Annotated in this window: 19 protein-coding genes; 15 read left to right on the top strand and 4 right to left on the bottom strand. The window is 43.2% G+C overall.

Annotated elements, in window-relative coordinates; translation table 11 throughout:
• Nucleotides 1-24 precede the first annotated feature (24 nt).
• Together AAC006_RS07460 and AAC006_RS07455 are read left to right on the top strand one after the other, a co-directional pair.
• Nucleotides 25-621, top strand: a complete 597-nt coding sequence (locus tag AAC006_RS07460) for an ECF-type sigma factor (RefSeq protein ID WP_208805759.1) — start codon at nucleotides 25-27, stop codon at nucleotides 619-621.
• A gap of 45 nt (nucleotides 622-666) precedes the next feature.
• Nucleotides 667-3,996, top strand: coding sequence for a protein kinase (locus AAC006_RS07455; protein ID WP_339891054.1), 3,330 nt, complete (start codon nucleotides 667-669; stop codon nucleotides 3,994-3,996).
• Between the two features lie 65 nt (nucleotides 3,997-4,061).
• On the opposite strand, the gene AAC006_RS07450 is transcribed toward AAC006_RS07455, so the two are convergent.
• On the bottom strand, nucleotides 4,062-4,460 hold the full coding sequence (locus AAC006_RS07450) for a helix-turn-helix transcriptional regulator (protein ID WP_013783170.1): 399 nt from the start codon (nucleotides 4,458-4,460) through the stop codon (nucleotides 4,062-4,064).
• 274 nt (nucleotides 4,461-4,734) lie between these two features.
• On the opposite strand from AAC006_RS07450, the gene AAC006_RS07445 reads away from it, so the two are divergent.
• The 3 genes from AAC006_RS07445 (at nucleotide 4,735) to AAC006_RS07435 (ending at nucleotide 8,819) form a co-directional block, all read left to right on the top strand.
• Nucleotides 4,735-8,037, top strand: coding sequence for a hypothetical protein (locus AAC006_RS07445; RefSeq protein WP_339891051.1), 3,303 nt, complete (start codon nucleotides 4,735-4,737; stop codon nucleotides 8,035-8,037).
• 177 nt (nucleotides 8,038-8,214) lie between these two features.
• A complete protein-coding gene (locus AAC006_RS07440) occupies nucleotides 8,215-8,511 on the top strand; it encodes a hypothetical protein (RefSeq protein ID WP_013783172.1) in 297 nt (98 codons plus the stop codon).
• 8 nt (nucleotides 8,512-8,519) lie between these two features.
• Entirely contained in the window at nucleotides 8,520-8,819 is a 300-nt protein-coding gene (locus tag AAC006_RS07435) for a hypothetical protein (protein ID WP_339891048.1), read from the top strand.
• Between the two features lie 71 nt (nucleotides 8,820-8,890).
• Here the strand turns inward: AAC006_RS07435 and AAC006_RS07430 are convergent, their stop codons facing one another.
• Entirely contained in the window at nucleotides 8,891-10,552 is a 1,662-nt protein-coding gene (locus AAC006_RS07430; protein ID WP_129739670.1) for an NAD(P)/FAD-dependent oxidoreductase, read from the bottom strand.
• A gap of 215 nt (nucleotides 10,553-10,767) precedes the next feature.
• Here AAC006_RS07430 and fdxA point away from each other — a divergent pair, with 215 nt between their 5' ends.
• The 7 genes from fdxA (at nucleotide 10,768) to AAC006_RS07395 (ending at nucleotide 16,746) form a co-directional block, all read left to right on the top strand.
• On the top strand, nucleotides 10,768-11,094 hold the full coding sequence (gene fdxA / locus AAC006_RS07425) for a ferredoxin FdxA (protein WP_013783175.1): 327 nt from the start codon (nucleotides 10,768-10,770) through the stop codon (nucleotides 11,092-11,094).
• Nucleotides 11,095-11,160: 66 nt separating this feature from the next.
• Entirely contained in the window at nucleotides 11,161-11,973 is an 813-nt protein-coding gene (locus AAC006_RS07420) for an RNA methyltransferase (protein ID WP_339891059.1), read from the top strand.
• A 177-nt stretch (nucleotides 11,974-12,150) separates the two neighbouring features.
• Nucleotides 12,151-13,155 (top strand): ribosome biogenesis GTPase YlqF, encoded by a 1,005-nt coding sequence (gene ylqF / locus AAC006_RS07415; protein WP_339891046.1) that lies wholly within the window; start codon nucleotides 12,151-12,153, stop codon nucleotides 13,153-13,155.
• A gap of 107 nt (nucleotides 13,156-13,262) precedes the next feature.
• The gene (locus AAC006_RS07410) at nucleotides 13,263-14,495 is read left to right on the top strand and encodes a hypothetical protein (RefSeq protein ID WP_339891043.1); all 1,233 of its coding nucleotides are present in this window, start codon (nucleotides 13,263-13,265) and stop codon (nucleotides 14,493-14,495) included.
• Nucleotides 14,495-15,313, top strand: coding sequence for a transglutaminase domain-containing protein (locus AAC006_RS07405; RefSeq protein ID WP_339891041.1), 819 nt, complete (start codon nucleotides 14,495-14,497; stop codon nucleotides 15,311-15,313). Before AAC006_RS07410 ends, AAC006_RS07405 begins: the two co-directional genes overlap by 1 nt.
• Before the next feature lie 174 nt (nucleotides 15,314-15,487).
• Entirely contained in the window at nucleotides 15,488-16,024 is a 537-nt protein-coding gene (locus AAC006_RS07400; protein WP_232043466.1) for a DUF2780 domain-containing protein, read from the top strand.
• Between the two features lie 233 nt (nucleotides 16,025-16,257).
• Complete coding sequence (locus AAC006_RS07395; RefSeq protein WP_159532310.1) at nucleotides 16,258-16,746, top strand: WbuC family cupin fold metalloprotein; 489 nt, start codon at nucleotides 16,258-16,260, stop codon at nucleotides 16,744-16,746.
• 148 nt (nucleotides 16,747-16,894) lie between these two features.
• Here AAC006_RS07395 and AAC006_RS07390 read toward each other — a convergent pair whose 3' ends face one another.
• Complete coding sequence (locus AAC006_RS07390; protein WP_339891039.1) at nucleotides 16,895-17,350, bottom strand: hypothetical protein; 456 nt, start codon at nucleotides 17,348-17,350, stop codon at nucleotides 16,895-16,897.
• A 391-nt stretch (nucleotides 17,351-17,741) separates the two neighbouring features.
• Between AAC006_RS07390 and AAC006_RS07385 the strand changes: the two genes are divergently transcribed.
• From AAC006_RS07385 to AAC006_RS07375, 3 genes are all read left to right on the top strand, one after another.
• Nucleotides 17,742-17,978 (top strand): XRE family transcriptional regulator, encoded by a 237-nt coding sequence (locus tag AAC006_RS07385; RefSeq protein ID WP_013783183.1) that lies wholly within the window; start codon nucleotides 17,742-17,744, stop codon nucleotides 17,976-17,978.
• Nucleotides 17,979-18,036: 58 nt separating this feature from the next.
• Entirely contained in the window at nucleotides 18,037-18,666 is a 630-nt protein-coding gene (gene upp / locus AAC006_RS07380; protein ID WP_013783184.1) for a uracil phosphoribosyltransferase, read from the top strand.
• Between the two features lie 260 nt (nucleotides 18,667-18,926).
• Nucleotides 18,927-19,958 (top strand): LacI family DNA-binding transcriptional regulator, encoded by a 1,032-nt coding sequence (locus tag AAC006_RS07375; RefSeq protein WP_129739660.1) that lies wholly within the window; start codon nucleotides 18,927-18,929, stop codon nucleotides 19,956-19,958.
• 22 nt (nucleotides 19,959-19,980) lie between these two features.
• Here AAC006_RS07375 and AAC006_RS07370 read toward each other — a convergent pair whose 3' ends face one another.
• Nucleotides 19,981-20,475 carry a hypothetical protein gene (locus tag AAC006_RS07370; protein WP_339891037.1) on the bottom strand — a complete coding sequence of 165 codons (495 nt, stop codon included), beginning with the start codon at nucleotides 20,473-20,475 and terminating at the stop codon, nucleotides 19,981-19,983.
• Nucleotides 20,476-20,523: the final 48 nt, after the last annotated feature.

Here is a 20,523-nt window from a genome sequence, read left to right as displayed (position 1 = left end):
TTAGCCAATGCGCTAGGCAGCAGTATGGAAGATGTTCATTTGAGGGATACAAGCGGCGAATTTACCGAAGTGTTAAACGCTTGGGTAATCAATAACGATTTAAAAAGTGCCAATCAGCTTCGTAGTATTGTCTACTATCATTTAAAAGGCATGGTGAAAAAGCAAATTAGCAAAAAAGCGGAGTCTGACAATGGGCTTAGCCTGCTCGACAAGCTTCCTAATACCACCTCCCTCCTTCACGATGTCATTATCAAACTGACTGCTCCTGATGAAATCTTTGAAAACAGGCAGCAGTTTTATGCTTCTCTCGCGGTGTTTGTGCGCTGGATGTTGCAAGATGAAATTAAAAAGCGCTCTGCGAAAAAACGCACTAACGATTTAGAAGACGTGGTACAGATAACCGACGCTTCTATCGACTCAGGTTTATATCTTAGTTTCGACAATGCGTTATCTTCACTCGAAAATGTATCTAAGCGTTGTTACCAAATAGCGCTTCTTCACTATTATCTAGGGCAAAATGTAGGGGAAATAACCTCTCAACTCAATTTAAGCGAGTCAACGGTTTACAACGAATTGTCGGCGGCAAAAGCTTACCTTAGGGTTCAGTGCGAAGCCGCATAGTTCACCCCGCCTTAATGTTGTTCAGTTAAACCATAAGAGCTATTCATGAAGTTTGAAAATGCCTTACTCTTTTTTCAGCACCTTATTGGGTTGGATGAAGCTAAAATGCGCGAAAATTTGTCGCAGTTATGTCCCAAAGAAGCCCCAATATTTGCTGAAACCTTGGCATTGATCGATGCACATTATGCGAATCAACAACGAAGTGGCTTCACACAGTTAGTGGGGGCTCAAGCCGATTTACTGTGTGATGATAATCACGCGAAATCCTTAGAAGGTAAACAAGTCGGCCCTTATCTGCTGAAGCAAAAGCTTGGCGAAGGCGGAATGGGCGCGGTGTATTTAGGTCAGCGAAATGATGGGTTGATAGAACAAAAAGTCGCCGTTAAGTTTGTTTTCGCATCAATTGCAGATTTAGCGGGTGATAACTTTATACAAAAAGAAGCGCAGCATTTAGCCAATTTAAACCACCCTAACATCGCTAAAATTTATACCGTCGATGTCACTGAAGAAGACGTACCTTATTTGGTGATGGAATACATTGATGGTGCTCCATTGTCTGAAGCAACGTTATCAAATAGACAGAATTTATCGCACACTACTCACGCCTACCTTTCAGTATTAATGAAACTTTGTAGTGCGCTGTTTGAAGCACATCAGTGCGGTATTATTCACGCTGACATTAAACCGTCGAATATTATTGTAGATGAACACAACCAACCAAAGTTACTCGATTTTGGTATTTCACACTCGTTAAGCCATCCAGATAACCAACAACTAACCGCCGTCAGCAACGATTATGCTAGTCCACAACAACAAAGTGGCAACCAGGCAAAAGTTACCGATGACATATATGCGCTGGGTAAAGTAATGGCGTTTATGTTTCAGCACCATATGCTCAATACTGAATTTGAGGCAGTAATTGAAAAAGCCACATCTGCCGACCCAAGGGATCGCTTTCAAAGTGCTGAGCAATTTAACGATGCACTTGAATGTTTATTCGCTAATAGGCCACTTAAGTGGTTCAAAAGTAGCAAGTCTTATTATTACAAAAAATGGTTTCAACGTTCGCCCACTACTGCAATATCTGCCGTCATTATCCCTTGTGTGCTAGCGATAGGGGCTGCTGCGCTATTCATGCAAAATAAGTCGCTAATTCAAGAATCGAGGAAAACACAGCAGACGCTTTCCTTTTACGACGAGTTATTTTTAGCGCACTCACCACAATCAGAAGGCGGCGGCGCATTGAGTGCCGCTGACTTTATTAATCATGGTGTTGATATCGCATTTTCGACCTCATTGAGTGATAGTGAAACCCGTGCATCAATTGTTGCCACCTTATCTCAAACGCTATTGAACTTAGGATATATAGAGAAAGCAAAGTACGTTATTGAGCGATTGGATACAGATGGTGCCAGCGGTGCATTGATGCAGGCAAAAATAGCCTATTACCGTGGTGATTTGAGCAGCGCCACCCACTGGCTTACGAAATATAATAACGATTTACCAAGTACGTTTGAAAGCGAATTCCTTAACGCTAAGGTCGACTACGCTGGCACACAAAGGCCGCAAGTGCTAGATACTCTGGCGCGTCTTCTGAATAATTTCGACAAACAAATGTTGCCGGAAGACAAGTTTAGATTGCAAAAATTTCAGTGGGAAGTTTTGCTTAAACATGCACCAGCCAAGTTACTTGATAGGGTTGAGCAGCCCTTACCAGCAGATATGCCGGCTCACCAAAAAGCATGGTTTGAAGGTATGAAATCATTAGTGCTAGCCAAAGCCGGCGAGAGGAATGGTGCCGCATCACGAATGAAATCATCGTTGGCGTTGGGTGAGCAAGCCTATAATGCAACTAATCCAGAGCTCGCGCAATTATATGGATATCTATTAGAAACCGCGTCGCTAATAGATGACCCTCTTTTGGTAGAGTTTTTATTAAGTAAGCAGCAAAGTATTTACCTTGCACTTGCTCCCTTATTTGAGGAGCGATTAATAAAAGTTTATGAGCAGCAACACAACTATTATGCCTACGGTAAAATGTATGCTCAAAGTGTGTCTTTTATTGAATCTGCGGTTGCGTTGTGCGCGCAACGCCCCCGGTGTTCTCGGTTAAAGGTGAAACAAGCGATAGCCTTGTATCTTGTCAATGATTTCACAAGCGCGCTATCGGTTATCAAGTCAGCAGAAATAAAAACATTGAGAAATAATGACGGCGTATCCGACGAGAACTCAACAGCCTCCCTTTCATTTTTCTCGTCGTTAGTGGCAGTGAATAGTGAGATAGGTTTGGGACTATCAGTGAAGCAAGCCGATATTTATGCATTGGCGGAAAAAGACACCTTGGGCGAGTATACCGCTTATATTATTCATACTGCTCTACGCGCTGGCTTTACTGATTTAGCGATTGAATATGGGCTCACTCATACTCAGAACGATGATATTGAAAGACATTTAGCACTGGCCTCGGCGTATGCAGTTAAAGGAGAAGCCCTAAAAGCGGAAGAAATGTTAGCAACGTCGACTTCGCTTCCCATACGCAAAGAGTATGCTGAAACGCTTGCCAGTATATTGTCCCCAGAGGTGTTAATAACACCTGATTTCAAGACTCTCGATATGATGGTGTTAGAGGGGCAAAATCGCGTGGTGAGTAATCGAAGAGTTGCTGGGGTTACCGCACCAACTCACGGTGATAACCTTAAGATGGGTACGCCTTTTACCTTTAAGTGGAATAAAGAGGCCCTTAAAGGCGAGAGCATTTCTTTGTATATCAATCATAAACTAAATTTTGAAGCCAAAGCGTTTGATTCATTTGAAAACATACAAGGCTTGCGCTGGCAGATGTTTGCTAAGCAGGTGCCTAATACGGGCGAAGTAGAGATAGATCCTTTCTTTCTTATGGCAAATGGCGGGCAGGGCTTTAAGGTAATGATGGTATCCGATCAAGGCTATTGGTCACTCAGTGACGGCTCATTTGGTGTACAAAATGGCACGGCGATAGACAACGGCATTACTCATACTATCAATCCCCGTTTATTAGTTGATGCTGTGAGTAAACCTGAAGCTTCTGAGGTTTATAATGTGGGCGAGCGTAATACTATTGAATGGGACAATGCCGCGTTAAAAGGCGATGCCGTAGGGATATATGTACTTCACGACAACCCTATTAATATTGGCAACGGACGCAATGCGCAGATCACTACTGTGTTGAAACGACGTTGGTATTTAGTGGCGAGTAGGGCACCGAACATAGGTAACTACGGGCTCGATCCCGCGCAATTTAATGGTCAAGGGAATGCCTACAAAATACTTATTATAAGTGATTCAGGTTATTGGGCTGTGTCTGATGAACGGTTTACGGTGGTTAATCCTCATTAAGATCATCGATAAACACCTAAGAGTAACCTTGCTTTTAAGATTTGCGAAGGCGCAGCGACAATTGGTTAACGGTATGCCGCAAAGGCCTTTGCATTATCGTTTTGGGTAAAAATTACGGGGCTCACACCTTCATATTTTTTGAACAAGGTAGAGAAGGTTTTGTGTTCATAGAAACCGAGCTTATCGGCTATGGTGGAAGGCCTTTCACCCACTAAGAGCAACTTCCTAGCTTCTGCAATACGCAACGTATCTATGCAAGCCTTAGGCGATTTACCGTAGTGTTTCTGGCATAAACGCCTAAGGGTCGACACGTCCATATTCAGGGCGTTGGCCATATCACTTACCCGTATATCACATATGTCGTGGCTTACCGCTCTTCTATCTATTTCACAGTTAAGCTGCTGTTCAAATTTCACCATGAACCGTATTTTTCGTTCTGCCCCATTAACCTCACACGACTTCATTGCCCTTCACCTTGTCGATATTCGCTGTGGGGCTATTGTGTTTTTGTTCCACTTGTCGGGGTAGAAAGAAAATGCGCAGGTATTTTCCAAAAAAATTAGAATTTTTTTGTGTTTACTATTCACGTCATGTTTTTGGTTTTGCGTGGCTTCGTTTTATCAGTCTTTAGTTGCGAGCGTTCAAGTTGCGCGATTTAAGGAAGGAAAGGTGGGGGCGATCAGGTTTATGCTTTTTTAGTTTAATGTTTAACCGATAAAAAGTATAAGGAAGTGTTTCATGTTTATCAGAGCAAATTATAAGAAAAGCATTATTGCTGCATCACTGGTATTAGCCTTGTCGGGTTGTAACGACGATGACAAAGAAGATGTTATTGTTAACGAAGAAGAAGCAGTTAATGAAGAGGTGGTTAATAGTCTTCCCGTCGCCCAAGCCGGCGAGGATGCCACCGTTGACGAAAATACGCAGGTAACACTTGCCGGTAGTGGTGTAGATGATGATGGTACTATTGTATCTTACCGCTGGGTACAAACCGAAGGCGTAGAGGTCACGTTAACAAATGCAGACCAAGCTTCTGCTGAATTTACGGCTCCAGATGTGAAACCTTCCGAAATACTCACGTTCGAACTTAACGTTACTGATGATGCTGGTGCAACTGCCACAGATAGTGTGTCTGTTACCGTTACTCACATCAACGCATCACCGATAATCACAATCTCAGCCCAGGAAGTGGAAGAAAAAGAGGCGCACTCTATCGCCGCTGTAGCTGAAGACGACGGTGAAATTACCAACTATTTGTGGGAGCAAACGGGGGGGACAGATGTTGAGCTAAGTGGCACAACGACCTCAACGCTCTCTTTTACCGCGCCTTCTGTAGACAGCGATGAAACGTTATCGTTTGCCCTTACCGTAGAAGATGATGAAGGTGAGACGACTACCGAAACGGTTAGCGTTAATGTACTTCAGAAAAGTGAATCGTTAACCCTAGTAGGGCTAGTGACTGATTCGCCTATTATTGATGCAAACCTTGTGATTAATGTAGGCGATGAGCAACAAGAAGTGACGGCTGGTAGCGATGGAAGTTATTCCGTTACATTGAATGTGGATGATGATGCAACGGATAAAATGGTGTCTATTGTAGCCAGTGGCGTAGGGGCGCAAACGCAAGCGAAACTTATGTCAGTGCTAGGTTCGTTTGAAGCGCTCAATGAAGCCTCTAACGGTGACGGTGAGGTGATCAAAGATGATTTTTTCGGCGTGAATGTGACCAACGTTACCACTGCAAACGCCGGCTTAATGCAGCGAGAAAACCTGGGCGATCCCATCGTTGATGACGCAACGTTAGCGGCATTGAATCTTCGGGTTTCACAGCAAGAGAAGTTCGCGTTGGCAACCGCGATAAAAGTGGCGATAGACAAAGCGGACGACGATGCTAGTTTAGCGTTGCCTGACGGTATAGCTGACACGTTAGCACTGGTCCAAAACCCAGAAGCTTCCGCTGCCTATATCGAGACTGTTGAAAATACCGAAGCGTATGAGTCAGCCTACGAAGAAATTATAGCAGACCCAGAGTTAGTAGAGAGTGATTTAGACGCATCGGCTACTACCTATTTCCTGCTTGATTACTATAATCCACTCATTTCAGATCCAGGTAAAAAGCTCACCTTAACCAGTGACACCACAGCAACTTACAGTACTTATTTAGGCACGTTTGAAGCTGAGAAATTTAGTGATGACAATGAAATAACATTAGAGTTTGAACATGGAGAGTATCATTTTACTCAAAATGAATATCTAAACTTTGATGGGATTATTCAGCAAGTTGAAGTTGAATATGCTTACCATGAAATGACATTTTTGCCGCTAAATGAGCAAGATGGGGTAGTGACATTTGAAATGAAGCTGCTTTACTCAAAGTATTACCTCAATGGTGAATTGGAAGATATTCACAATATTCTTGGCGACCCTACGCAAGTTACTGCGATTGCGTTAAATAATGCTATTGAAATTACCATTGATAGTGCCGATAACAAAGCGCTATCACTGCCTATCACCTCTTCGCTATTTGATACTGATGACAGTAATTTATTTACCTACAATTGGGCCTCAGACACGTTCGAATTCAACCAAGACGGAACGGGTAGTACACGTGTTGTAGATAATGATTTTACATGGATGAAGCAACCTTACGCGTTGAACCCTGACATTAACGAACTCGTCATTACATTTGATGATGGAACAACACTGTCTTATGTACAACTAACCGACTCAAGCGACAATAACCTTTATGCAGTTAGCGGGATCTCCTCAGATGGGCAGAATGAGTCATTTAAGGTCGACGCAGGCGGTGCGGTAACCGCAGAAGATAAGTTCGACGTAGCGTCAGTGCCAGGTATATACACCTACGCCTTTGATGGCGATAGTCTCAATGAATTTTGGTGGGAGCTTTGGCCAAACGGAAAGGCGTACACCATTGAAGTTGCTGATAATAACGGCGACGGTAACATTACCACGGAAGAAATTTTGGTAATGTATGGGAATTGGTCCGTGGAAGCGAATGGAGAATTACAAATAAATCGCTACCGTTCAACCGATTATAGTTGGCCCGGTTGTTTTAATGAATCAGCCGATTGCTATTTGTACAACAGTCGTACATGGTCGATATTTGCTCAAGTTGGCGATGCTTACCATATTACTAATCTGCACGAGTTCGACTTCAGTCAGCAAGATGGTAGAGGCGGCTTCGATGGCATAGTCGACTACTTTGTTCAGGATAATCGCCGCGTGTCGAAACAGGCGAATCGTCCTGTAACCGCAACGCTGCCTGAGCACCCACATTTACCCGCGCTGCCGCCTCAAGCGTTTGTCAATTTAGTGGCGCCCTCAGACTACTTAGGTACAACGTTATATGGTGTCGAGCAAAACGGGTTGTACACAGTAGACGATGCATCAATAGCGTTGAGCCTAGAAGCAGATGATACTTATGTTCGTACCTTCGAAGGATTGCCGCAAGGCAGTGAAAGTGGGAGCTTCCTAGTTGCCGCAGACAACAGTATTCTATTACAAGCAAGTGATGTTGCAGCGCCGAACGGGCTTCAAGCATTTCTGTTGTCTTCTGATGGCGTCACGATAGGCGCGCATTTAGGTGCGCCAGTACCGTTTTTCGGAACTCAGCAAGCGGCTGATGATTATGAAACGGTGTTAAGAGAAGGCACATCTGTTGCGTCGTTTGATTCGTTGAAAGATAAGAGCTTAGTATTGGTAGATAGTTCGCAAAGCGGTGAATGGAACACCACTTATCTACAGTTTGACGGCAGCAATGTGGTTATTTACACCGATAGCACTTACTCAGAAGTAAACGACAGCTTCGGCTATGTATTAAACGATGATGGGAGCATAGATATTGATGGTAGAGTGTATCTTGCTTTGAGTACTACTGGGTTCTCGGTTTTCGTCTCTGATGAAGGTGAGGGCGATTATATCGACTTCAACTACCTCTTTGATGATACGACAGTAGCGGCTCAGTTCGTTGAAAATGCTAATAATTTGAGAGCGACCGCAGAACAGTTGGGCGATGATTGATTGCTTAATCAAAGCCGATAAATAAAAGGGCCTAATGGCCCTTTTTTATTCATAGTGGTTAAATCTGCTCAATAACTAAGCCGAAGATCAGTATTTTACTATCTCTCCTGTTAGTAAGCTTTCCTTGCTAGGCAACACTAGCGAATTAATTGAATACCTAAAAAGGAAAGCAAGGATATGAAACAACTTACTGAATTAGAGTTAAATCAAGTAGCCGGTGGAAATTATGAGTGGGAACAAATCGGCGTTGGCATTGCCATGGTAGGGCTTGGAATTGCATTAGTATCTACCGCTGGATTGGCAACCATTCCTGTTGCCTTGGCAGGTGCAGCAACAATGGGCGAAATCGGGATAGGTGCAGCGGGTATAGGCCTAGCCGGTATGGGGGGCTTCGCCGCGGGTGGAGGCATCGGTGGCGGCTCAAACAGCTCAAACAGTACAAAAAAACCAGAATCTGAAACCGAAGACGAATAGAGTCAACTATGTATAAAGTCATTATAAGTGGAAATAATATTGATACGGTATCTGCACTAAAAGTGCTGCGTACACTGGTTGATTTACCGCTATCGAAAGTGATTCAAATGGCTAAAGCCATTAGTTCATTAGAGCGTTTTACCTTGGTAAGTGGTGTAGATGAAGTATATGCCCAGCAGTTAGTACTTGAACTTAACAATGTTCAGGTGGATGCCAAAATCGAGCCTTGCGATACTGAAGAGCGGGTAGTAAGAATTCCGCTGGCACAGCATCGCAAGAAATGGCGTTTATTTGGTTTGCTTAAATGACTCCCTAACGGTCAGTAATAAAAACTGACCGTATTCCCCCATATAAGCAATGGAGGAAATGCTACTGGGAGTTAGGTATTAGAATCGGAGGGCACCAAAGCCAGTGCTACCGCTTCTGCAACGCGAATTCCATCAATACCTGCAGACCAAATACCACCGGCATAACCCGCACCTTCACCGGCAGGGTACAAGCCTTCAATATTCACGCTTTCGTATTGCTTATCACGTTTAATACACACAGGCGACGATGTGCGGGTTTCAACCCCTGTAAGCATGCCGTCAGCTTTAGCAAAGCCTTTAATTTGACGATTGAATGCGGGAATGGCTTCGCGGATAGATTCGATAACAAAATCGGGGACAACCTTGCTTAAATCAGTCAGGGTAATACCTGGGGTATAGGAAGGTTTTACTTCGCCTAATTCGTTACTTGGCTTGCCATCTAGGAAGTCGCCAATAAGCTGCGCGGGTGCATGATAATTCTCACCGCCCACTTTAAATGCCAGTTCTTCCAATTTGCGCTGAAGATCTATGCCTGCCAAGGGGTGTTCGGGGTAGTCTTTTTCGGGCGTAATACCTACCACAATAGCACTGTTGGCATTTCGTTCATGACGAGAGTACTGGCTCATACCATTAGTAACTACGCGGCCAGGTTCAGACGCCGCTGCCACCACGGTGCCGCCCGGGCACATACAAAAGCTGTATACGGTACGACCATTTCTACAGTGGTGAACGAGCTTGTAATCGGCTGCGCCCAAAATAGGGTTACCAGCGTTCTCACCAAATCGACAGCTGTCGATCATGCTTTGCTCGTGTTCAATTCTAAAACCAATGGAAAAAGGTTTGGCCTCTATGTATACACCTTGGTCATAAAGCGATTGAAAAGTATCGCGGGCACTATGACCAATAGCCATAATGACTTTGGTGCAGGGTAGGTAGCTGCCATCAGATAAGAATAGCCCTTTAATTTTATGGCTTTTTGAGTCTGTGCTTGCTTCATCAGCTGGTTTTGAATTCGCGCTGTCTAAATCTAAGCTTTCAACACGGGTGCTGAAACGAATTTCACCACCTAGAGAAATGATTTGCTCACGCATTTTCTCTACCATGCTCACCAGTTTGAATGTACCGATATGTGGCTTACTCACATACATGATTTCTTCAGGTGCGCCAGCAGCAACAAATTCGTTCAATACCTTGCGGCCATAGTGCTTGCGATCTTTCACCTGACTATATAGCTTTCCGTCAGAAAAGGTGCCTGCGCCACCTTCACCAAATTGTACATTAGACTCTGGGTTTAGCGGTTGTTTACGCCAAAAACCAAAGGTGTCTTTGGTACGTTCACGAACGGCTTTGCCTCGCTCAAGCACAATAGGTTTGAAGCCCATTTGGGCTAAAATAAGCGCAGCGAATAATCCACAAGGGCCAAGGCCAACTACCACTGGGCGGTCGGTTACTTCTTCAGGAGCGGTAGCCACAAACTTATAGCGCATATCAGGGGTTACCCGCACACTGGTATCTTTGGCGAACTTTTCAAGCAGCGCAGCTTCGTTTTCTACCGTTACATCAAGGGTGTAAATAAGCTGGATGTCTCTATTATTGCGCGCATCGTAACCGCGTTTAAATACCGTGGTTTCAAGAAGCATCGATTTTGTGATTTGAAGCTTATGTAAAATTGCGTTTTCTATTGCAACTTCATCGTGATCTAGCGGTAATTTAATATCGGTTAAACGCAACATAATAATAGGTACTCTTGGCTTTGCCGGACGGCCTCTCCGTCAGGGCGCGCGTATGGTAAATCAGCAACAAGACTAATACTAGCTGCAATCACGGGTAAGCAGTGTGTTAATTAGCTTATTTACCCTAGAATAATAGAGTAAAAAGAAATTTGAGTTTTACACAGGCTAATTTAAACTTGGCACCCTGAAATAATAACCCAAGCATGTAGGTGCAAATGACCTTTGTAGTGACAGACAATTGCATAAACTGTAAGTACACAGACTGTGTTGCAGTATGCCCAGTAGATGCATTCTTTGAAGGACCTAATTTTTTAGCCATAGATCCTGCTATATGTATCGATTGTGCGCTTTGTGTGCCTGAATGTCCTGCCGACGCCATTGTTCAAGATACGCATCTCACTGATGCGCAAAAGCCGTATTTGGCCATTAACGAAGAGCTTGCCGCGAAGTGGCCTAATATTATTGAGCTAAAAGCGCCGCCTGAAGACGCAGATGTATGGAATGGTGTGCCAGATAAACTCGCCTTGCTTGAGCACGAATAGCGTCCACGATAAATAAACAATAATGCACCTTTGCGCTTCGCCTCCTAAAACGGAAAAAATAATATGATGAAACTTGATGATGTTAAAAAGCTGCATCAGAAAAAATACCGTGGGCAATTTGGCTTTTATTTGGTGGAAGGCGAACATCTAGTTTTAGAATTAGTAAAAGCCGTTAGGACCAATGCTTACAGTAATAAGAGTAGTGCTCCATCAGCTGAATTTATCACCCTTTATATTACCGATGACTTTGAGCAAAAGGCGAGGGCGCTTGATTCGGGGTTTACCCTAGTAAACGTCACCCAAAAGCAAATGACACAGCTAAGTGATACTAAAACACCGCAAGGTATTATTGCCTGTGTGCCATTACCTAGTTCTACCGCTGGCGCGACCAATACTCTAGAGCAAGTGTCGGATAAAAATTTGAATCAAGCGCTTGGACATAAAGATAAGCAGCGCTACGTATACTTGCACGAAGTTCAAGATCCAGGAAATTTGGGCACCATATTAAGAACATTAGCCTGGTTTGATAATTTCTCCTTGTTACTAAGCCCCAATAGCGTGGACCCCTTTAATTCTAAAGTGGTGCGTTCGAGTATGGGGGCAATATTTCACGTGCCTATTGAATTAGATGTGAGCCTAGATGCATTGCAAACTCGCTTCAGCCGGTTCGCCTATTTAGATATGTCAGGTGAAGCCGTTACCGCACCGTCGTTTTCAGATTTCGACTGCTACTTGTTTGGTAATGAAGCGAGGGGTGTTCCTAAAGCAGCGCTTTCTGCATTTAATGCCAAGGCATACACCATTGCGGGTAGCGGAAAAATAGATTCGCTCAACTTGGCCAGTGCCGTGAATATGTCTGTTTATGAGTTGTCCCGTTAGCCTTTTGCTAATGCTATTCAGACGCACATATTAGCGCTGCTATTTGCAGTTTATATATTATTGAACATTTAATGCGGATTAGCGTTATGCGCTTGCTTCTCATTAGCTTGATAACAGCCCGGGCATTAGCGAAGTGCTAATAGCTTGGTATCACCACCCCCTAAAAGGATAATAACAGTGGCCTTACAATGGTTTCCTGGGCACATGCACAAAGCCCTTAAAGAGATTAAGGAATCGCTTAGTCAGGTAGATGTACTGATTGAGGTGCTTGATGCACGCATACCGTTTTCAAGCGAAAATCCAGAGATTGCAAAATTGCGAGGCGATAAGCCGTGCATAAAAATTTTGAACAAGTACGACTTGGCTGACCCTAAAATAACAGCGCAGTGGCAAGCGCATTTAGAGTCTGAGCGCGGGGTTAAAACCCTGACTACCTCTAGCGACAACCCCGCTAGCAGTAAACAAGTCATGGGGCTGATTAAAACTATATGTGCACACAAAGACGTGCAGCATAAAGTGATTAAAGCCATGATCACGGGCATTCCAAACGTAGGTAAGTCTACCCTCATCAATATTTTGGCCGACCGTATTATTGCTAAAACGGGTAACGAGCCAGCGGTAACAAAAAGTCAGCAACGTATTAATTTAGGTGATGGTATTGTGCTTTTCGACACCCCTGGGGTGTTATGGCCAAAACTGGAAAATCCTAATTCCATATATCGTTTAGCCTCTTCAGGTGCAGTGAAGAACACGGCAATGGAATATGATGATGTGGGTTTTTATGCTGCCGATTACCTGATTAAAACTTACCCAGATGTGTTAAAAGCGAATTATAAGCTTGAAGAAATTCCCGATACTGAAATTGAGTTTTTAGAAGCCGCGGCGAAAAAGCGGGGCGCTATAATGACCGGCGGCCGTGTTAATCTTCATAAAATATGTGAAGTGTTATTGAACGAACTACAATCGGGTAAATTAGGCAGAATAACCCTAGAAACCCCAGAGATGATTGAAGTCGAAAAACGTGAAATAGCTGAAGTGGCAGCAAAGAAAGCCGCTGATAACGCCAAGCGAAAGCAACGGTTTAAAGATGGCTCGCTCACGCCAGATAAACAAGCTAGAAAAGAAAAACGAAATGAAAAACGTGAAGCGCAAAGTAAAAGAATGAAGAAAAACGCGAAGTAGAACGCACAAAAGAATATAGAAATATTCGCATAAAAAACGTATGGTCAATGGTATGAGCAGCCAATGTGCTTTCTTAATCAGTGACAAATATCAAGGAACGACTATTTATGAAGTTAGGCAGTATTGTTACCTCTTTATCTTTCTCAAGTTTGTTGGCGTTTAACGTAAGCGCTGTTGAATTAGTCAACCTTAGCGATTTTCCAGACTGGTTCAAAGAGGCAATGGCTAGAGATACCAAGGTGACTAACACTTCACCTATTGAAATAGCTGATTTTCAGGTAAATAGTTCGGTGTTGGGGCAAGCGACTGCACAAGACGCTTCTGACGGTACTTGGTACTACACCATCGATATAGGCACTGATTCACCAGTCGAATGTTACGCATTTAATGAATTTGATGGCCCAGCCAACTCGCTATATTCAATTGTTGAATATAGCTTGTCGGGTGTGGAAACGTTAAATGAAAAAACGCTTTCTGGACAATTTAACTATGCCATGGATTCGGGTGTGGTCGACGCAACGCCTTACCTCTCACTCGATACGTTGTATACGGTAGGTGAGGGCGATGAAAAGGTCTCCGGCCTTTTAAAAGGCCTCTCTGCTGAAACTGATAATAGTTTGCAAGTTTGCATCCATAACGAAATGGGTTATCAAAGCGCTTTTGTTGCTGTATTTAAGTCGTTCGTACGCGCGTTTACTGCGTCTCAACCTTCCCCTGAATTTTACCGTTCTACCTATCAGATAGTCATTAATGATATCCCTATGGGTTTCACCCGTGAAAAATATATAGAAGATAGCGATGGTGATATTGAAATTGTGGTAGGGACAGCGTTTATGATCCCCGTAGATGAAACATCAATTGCTCGTTCAGATTCAGTCGCTTTTTCGTGGAGTAACCCAGACGGTTCTTTGATTAACGCAAGTGAATACACCATTGAAAACAGCACGATGACATCAAGCTTTAATATTAGTTACGTTGAAGACGCTTGGCAGGTTAAAGGGGAGTTGCAAGGTAAAGCTTTAGAAATAGAACTGGCTCATAAAGACTGGTTACTATCGAGCTACGGCAGCTATTTAGAATCGGTCAATCTGCTTAACTCAGACAATAACTCAGGCAGTTTTTATATGTGGACAGCAGATGCCGACCCAACCGCAGCCATTGAGGTTGTGATAAGCGAAGAGGCAGACAATCCTAGTGGCAACCTTAAAATAGATATGGGGCCATTGATAATGACCATGCAGTCTGACAAAAAGGGCGTCATTAGCAAGGGTGTTATGCAACAAGGCGGTCTTAAGATGGACATGGTATTGATGCATTCCCACGGAACCCCCACACTGTAATGCGGTCCTCAACTCGGTTATCTATTGGGTTTAGCCTACTATTTGGTTTTGTTGGTTTTGCGTTTACTCATACAGTAAGCGCGCAGTCTGTGCCGTCTATGGCTGAAATAGATATCGAGCTTGCTGAAGGTCAGATGTTACCACTTTCAAAACAGATTAATTTTGAGCTGGTATCATCAAACTCAAATAAGCTGGCTATCAACTTAGCAAATTGGGAAGGTGTGACTGCTGAACAGGTGAGCGATAATCGCTTATCGATTACCTTATCTCCAATGCCTCGTTTTATTAAACCAGTTCAAGATAAACACAGCGCAGATAGCTTTGTTGTAGATTTGAGTGAGCCCAGTACAAAAGCATTTGTTGCTAGCTATCAACAAGCTTACGCAGATGCCCCCTTTGAGCTAGAACATCTTACCGCCTTTGTAGATGGCTATATTGTTGATCCAAATTATATTCACGGTTTTAATATTGCCTCGGTTGTTGCTAGCCAGCGCAGTGGTGATTGTACCGAATATGCGGTGCTTACGGCAGCGTTAGCCCGCGCGTTAGGCATGTCAGCCAAGGTTATAATTGGTACGGTGATAGTGGAGCAAAACGATAGTGTAAACGCGTTTGGGCATGCATGGACTGAAGTTTGGTACGACGGGCAATGGCACATTGTAGATTCAGCCTTATACCGCTTAGAAGCGACACAGCACTTTTACTTACCAGCTTCTGAACTAGACAACGAAGGTCCGGGTTATGGAATGGGGCTCGTTAGGGCTTTTGTGCTGATGCCCGAGCAACTTCTTTCGCTTCGTAGTAAGCCTAAGTCTTAAGTCCTACACACCCCACTAAAATAACGACTCAGCCCCGTTCGAGTAAGTGCTAGGGCATAGTTTTATCCTTTTGCCTAATTGTGATAATTACAAATACCTATAAAATTATGGCTCTTGAAATCACTAAGGATGGATTGTTGGCAGAGCTTTTGTTTCCTGCTCACAATAAAAATAATGATGAAAAAAATCTACGCTCTTGTTTTAGTATCAGGACTTGCCGTTGCCCCACAAAGCCATGCTGAAGGATGGTTGGATTCTCTGAAAGGCTTGTTTGGTATGACCGAAGAAGTTGAAGCAGTGCCGAATATTTCTGATATGACACGCTCAGTTAGTGATGCGGTAGGCATTACCGAGTCTCAAGCGACAGGTGGCTTAGCATCTATCTTCAACTACGCAAAAGACAATATTTCAACCAGCCAGTTCAGTGAACTAAGCAACGCATTGCCGGGGCTTGAGTCTTTACTAGGTTCAGTACCCGATATCAGCAATGTAACTTCTGAAGGCGGTTTAAGCAGTATTCTTGATAAAGCCGCAAGTTATAGCGATAGCTTTAAGTCAGTTAATGAATTAAACAAGCAATTTGAAGCGCTAGGCTTAGAGCCAGCGCAGATCATGCAAATTGTGAATAGTGCAAAAGCCTACCTCGATACCGAACAAGGGCAAGAGATTAAAGCACTGTTGGTTGAAGGTTTGGGCAAGTTCAGCGGCTAAACTAATAGGGTAACTCAACACGCTAAGCCGAGGGCTTAGCGTGTTCTTGAATGTCAAAGGCGAGCAGTAAGCTCGTCTTTTTGCTTTTTCAGCACCGTAAATGCTAACGTACAGGTTGCGCCAAAATACAAGTCCCCTCGCAACACGGGCTTGCGCGTTAAGTTAAATGTTCAGCACTTTAGGGGAGTCAAATACCGGCAATCCCATTAATAGAGCAAAACAAGGAGAGTGTCATGCTTACCGATATTCAACTTTTTAATCACGCGCAGCGCAATGCACTTAAAGAAAGTGCCAAAGCAAGTCCAAGACGAAGAGCCAATCACAACGTCCACAAAAGTTACGAAGATTTAGTCCAGCGCCTATTTATTGCAATGGAGCCAGATTCTTATGTTCGTCCGCATCGCCATACCCAACAGCATAAGTGGGAATTTTTTATGGCTGTGGAAGGGAGTATCGATTTATTGTTTTTTGACGACAATGCTGTGCTAACTAAACGTATAACCTTAAGCGCTGGTGGTGATTGTGTAGGGGTAGAGATCCCGCCTAACGTATGGCATGCCACGGTTTGCTTTGAACCCGTGGTATTTATGGAAGTAAAGCAAGGCCCCTACGAAGTCATGGATGATAAAGGTTTTGCAAGTTGGGCACCTGAAGAAGGCGATGTAGCGGTTGCACCTTTTTTAGAGAAACTAAAAGAGGCTGAATTAGGTACGCAGTTTTAATGTTTTTTGTGCTTGGCACGAACACTTGCAACTTATAATAAAAGAGTAAAACTCTATCCAAAATGCGTTAGCACTTTTCCTATCTATGAAGCATAAAAAGTGATCGCCCACACTGCTAAACAAAACAATATGAGCGATAATTTACCAATTAATAAGGATTTGCGAACTTGAGTTTATCTTCCTCTGACGCCGATTCTTGGCATTCGCCGAGTAGGTGATAACGGCCTTCAGTTTCATGGGTATCAATTTCAATATAGCCATTTCGGCAATATTGCGTTTCAAATAACTTTTCACTTAATGTATCGTAAAAAGCTTCCATACGTTCGGCATCGCGATCGTTACCGCCCCTTGCTTCTCCGCCAACGTCTCCGCCACCGTCTCTGCCGCCTCGACCGCCACCATTACCACCTCGAGAAGGACGTTGGCCGCGGCCTTCATCCCGATCTCCACGACTTGGCATACCAATGCTAAAAGCAAATAATTTGGTGCCATCGGGATTAATTTTGGTTTCGAAGAACACTTCACCTTGATCTCGATGGTCTGGTTTTCCGGCGCAGCCTGCTAACACGGCAGTAGCAACTAAAAAGGGAACAAGTAATTTCATAATTATAATTTTTGAGGTAGCTAAAGATAACCTTAAGAGAGATTTTAAAGGTGAAAGTTGCGAAGTAAAGTGTAAGTTTCTAGTAAAGGTGGAAGAGGTAGGCAAAAAATTTCCAAATTGGAAAGTCGTTGTTATTGCCAATAATAATGGTATGGTTAAGGATAAGTGAGCAGCGCAAGTGCGCATTCCAACCACCAAAGAGAATTCATCATGCAAAACGTTACTTTTAATTACTTTTACAATTATACCCAATAATAGCGCCTGACGCTGAGTGTTCAGGGGCAAGTATTCGCTTCTGGGCATAGCATAAAAGTAAGAACGTTTTGCAAAAGCCCAGAAAGGTTAAACCATCTGGGTTTTTTTATGCCCAAAATATATCGGCGACAAAACAATGAGAGAAATAACGTTAGGTGAAATTAGAAAGCAACACAGGGTTAAACAAGAAGTTGTGGCAATGGCGCTTTGCGTGACTGCTTCGGGGGTAAGTAAGCTTGAGTCGAAACGCATACAGGATGTTCCCCTTCATAGAGCCTCGGCTTACCTCGCGGCAGTAGGAGGAAGTATTAAAATAGAAATGACATTACCTGATGGTAGCACCGTGAATGTAGGAGAAAATACGTTAGGTTAATTTTGCCTAAATGGTTTGAGCGGTTAAACTGTGTAAAACAGATACTTAAGGAAGTAAAATGGCCGTTCATGAAATAACTCATCCATTGATTGCACACAAATTGGGGTTGATGCGTTACTCCAAAATTAGCAGTAAAGACTTTCGAGAGTTAGCATCAGAAGTAGGTAACTTGCTGACATACGAAGCTACACGAACGCTACCAACAGAGCGTGCAGTGATAAAAAGCTGGTCAGGTGATGATGTTGAAGTTAAGCAAATCAAAGGCAAGAAAATTACGGTAGTACCTATTCTTCGTGCTGGGCTGGGCATGCTTGAGGGCGTATTAGAACTAATCCCTAATGCAAAAATCAGTGTGGTTGGTTTGTATCGCGACGAAGATACACTGCAGCCTGTGGCTTACTTTGACAAAGTAGTAAAGAATATTGATGAGCGCACTGCATTAATCGTTGACCCAATGTTAGCGACTGGTGGTACGTTAATTGCCACTATCGATTTACTGAAGCAAAAGGGCTGTAAGAAAATCATGGGGCTTTTTTTAGTGGCCGCGCCAGAAGGTATTAAAGCCGTGGTTGATGCGCACCCTGATGTAGAAATTTTCACTGCTGCTATTGATGACCGCCTAGATGAGAAGGGTTACATACTGCCTGGTTTGGGTGATGCAGGCGATAAAATATTTGGAACACGATAAAAACAAAAACGATTAAGGTAACTTAGCCCAACTGGCCTCTGTGTCTAATTCGCTTAAAACCTTTCAATCATAGGTATTCGATAAGAGGTGTGAATTAATCGTTTAAGTGGTGATATAGTTAAGGTCATTTTACTGTAATTAACGGGTAGCCAACAAACCGGCATGCTTGAAGCGTTTGTAACGCTTGCATATTTACAGTTAGTTGTCTTTGCGTACGCAGGGAATCGTAAAAACAAACGCAGGGAATAGTACACATAAAAATGACCAAAACAAAATTGACACTTAAAGATGTAGCTTTGCAGTTAGGTGTGTCGACCGCCACTATTTCAAATGCATTTAATAGGCCCGATCAATTGTCTAAAGCGCGTCGAGAACATATCCTCGCCGAGTGCGATCGCATTGGTTACACCGGGCCTAATAAAGCCGCGCAAATCTTAAGGAAAGGGCGCTCTAATATTGTCGCCTTAGTATTGGCTGACAGTATTCCTTATACCGTCAGTGACCCCGTAGCAAGTACCTTCATTAAAGGGGTTTCAAGTATATTACAGCAGCAAGGAAAGCACCTGTTGCTTTATGCGGGTGACTCAGAAAGTATCCTTGATGTGGTGGATTTTGTTGATGGGTTCATTTGTTACGGAGCGCCACGCAATTATAAGTTGGCAGAAGAGCTAGCAAGACAAAGTAAACCTGCTATTACGGTAGATTTTGATATTGAAGGGCTTCCGTCAGTTAACATCGATAATTACAACGCCGCGTATCAAATCGCTAAAAAAGCAATCTCCCCTGGTGATCATGTCGCCATTTTAGGACTGCGATTAATTGAGTCTCCAAGTACCTGCCGCATTTATGACAGTCCGCTTATAGAAGTTCAAACTTCTATTTCTCATCGTCGATTAGACGGTTATATGAAAGCAATCGATGAACGTCAGGCAACAATATCAAATGATTGGGTTTGGCATATTCCCGAAAGTGAGCGAAGCTTCGCAAAGCAAGCGGCTAAAGAAGTGTTAAACAGTAACCCTCGGCCTGATACCGTATTATGTATGAGTGATATTATTGCCCTGGAACTGCTGCAATCAGCGCTTTCGATGGGAATTAAAGTACCTGAAGAGCTAAAAATTACAGGTTTTGACGGTATTGAAGAGGCAGACAGAACTCGTCCTTATTTAACAACGGTTTGCCAATCAAGCGCACTTAAAGGCGAGATGGCCGCCCAAGCTTTACTCAGCGAATCACTGAAAAGCACCGTACTACCGTTTGATTTAAAGATAGGTGAAACGGTTAGCGTTTAACTGTGAGTACTAAATTGAATGTCTAACTGTCGTAAAACATAGACGTTATTTGCGCTACACGCTTTAAACTATCTATATCATTCTGTGACCATTCGATTGGACTATGTGTTTTCTCACAGCAGATAACACCAATAGGGTCGAAGTGGTTATGGAAGGTAAAATCTAATAGTGAGTAGATATCATTGGGCTTGAAGTAATTTTTGTTAAAGCCTTTTGTGGCAGGATGGTTACGGGCATCTGAGGCTACTAACACGCTTTGTTTTAGTATGTCGTCAAAATAATCGGGAATATCTTCTTTAGATATCGATAAATCATGAGTTGCCAAATTTTGGCCATCCTGATTTAACGTAAGACACCGAATTCGGGTCTTGTTTTCTTCAAATCGCCATAAGCTTATGCGATTCGCTGCCGGAATACCTAATTGAAGGCATGACACTATCGCAGTAAGTTTATCTTGCTCATCCAATCCGCGCTTTGACAATGAAATGACGAGTGTTGTATAGCGGTCTATATCCATAGCGACACTCTTTGAGGTAATTTAAACACAATAGTTTAATTATATACT

Origin of the sequence: uncultured Alteromonas sp., from assembly GCF_963976965.1 — a bacterium.
Classification (GTDB): domain Bacteria; phylum Pseudomonadota; class Gammaproteobacteria; order Enterobacterales; family Alteromonadaceae; genus Alteromonas; species Alteromonas naphthalenivorans.
This window is presented reverse-complemented; position numbering and strand designations above follow the sequence as displayed.